Here is a 1,124-nt window from a genome sequence, read left to right on the forward strand (position 1 = left end):
TCGGGATGATGGCCGCGGCGAGCGGCTACGGCGGTCAGGGCGCTGTGGCCGGCGGCCCCATCACGCTCGGCTCGCCCGCGGCGGCCGGCATCCATGGTCTCGGCCCGAGCGCGATCGGCCCGGCCCCTCTGGGTGGCGGTGTCGGCGCACCCCCGGGAACGCCTGCATCGGGCATCGGGCTCGGCGCACCCCCCGGGCCCGGCGGCCCGGGCATCCTCGGCCTGCCCTTCGGTGGCGGCTCCACGCTTCCGGGCGCCGGCATGCCGGGTGCGGCCCCGCTGTCGACCGGCGGCATGGCCTACCCGACAACGGGCGGCGGTGGATTCCAGGGCATGGGCGGACTGCCGATGGACGCCGCCATGATGGCCACCTCCGGCCTGGACGCGCTGGCCCCGGGCGCCGGTGCTGCGGCCAAGATCGGCATTCAGCTAGCGAACCGCACGGTGGCCTACCTGGGCCAGGTCGCCGGTATCGGCGTCTCAGGCCTGATGGAGACGCTGTCGCTGGGCGACAACCCCATGGGCAGCCTCGGCAAGTCGTGGTTCGGCCGGCTCGCTGGTGGCTTCGCCGGCGCTCGGCCCGCGCTGCCGAACGTCGCGGGCCAGGCGGCACCCGCCACCCCCGCGAGCAAGGATCCGCGCGCCGCGGCGCAGCACGGCATGACCGCGGCCAAGGGCGGCGACATGAACATCACCGTCAACAACAACCGCCCCACTGAGGACGGCACTGGCCGTGACATCGCGTGGCACGTCTACAGCCCGCCGGGGCGGCAGTGATGAAGGATGAGGAAATGACCATCTGCAGCTCTTGCAAGGACAACGGCCGTGTGTCGGACCCTGAGACCCTGAAGGTGAGGGTATGGCGGCTGATCTACTCGGCGCTTCAGGACGACGCCGACGCATCCGGCAACGTGCTCGACGAGATGGGCGACTGCACTACGTGTCTTCGCGCGGCAGCCGTCTTCCTGGCGGGCGAGGTGGGCATCCTTCAGGATCGCCTAGGAGTCTGCTGAATTAGTGGGTTGATGGGGCGGGGCGTCTCAAGCGCTCGTCGGCGCGTGTGTGAAGTCACAGGCAGGCCGACAGATTCGGGATTGCCCCGCCGTTTGGGGCGTGGCAATCCGA

Annotated in this window: 1 protein-coding gene and 1 pseudogene; both read left to right on the top strand. The window is 71.3% G+C overall.

Annotation, left to right across the window (positions count from 1 at the left end):
• Nucleotides 1-776: pseudogene (locus tag ACXMYJ_RS29160) on the top strand (phage tail tape measure protein); the annotation flags it as partial.
• 14 nt (nucleotides 777-790) lie between these two features.
• Nucleotides 791-1,012 carry a hypothetical protein gene (locus ACXMYJ_RS29165; protein ID WP_460359552.1) on the top strand — a complete coding sequence of 74 codons (222 nt, stop codon included), beginning with the start codon at nucleotides 791-793 and terminating at the stop codon, nucleotides 1,010-1,012.
• The last annotated feature ends 112 nt before the right edge of the window (nucleotides 1,013-1,124 follow it).

Source organism: Mycobacterium sp. ZZG (assembly GCF_054786995.1).

Coding starts and splice junctions, on each gene's coding strand:
- ACXMYJ_RS29165 (WP_460359552.1), top strand. CDS start 791: ATGACCATCTGCAGCTCTTGCAAGGACAACGGCCGTGTGTCGGACCCT.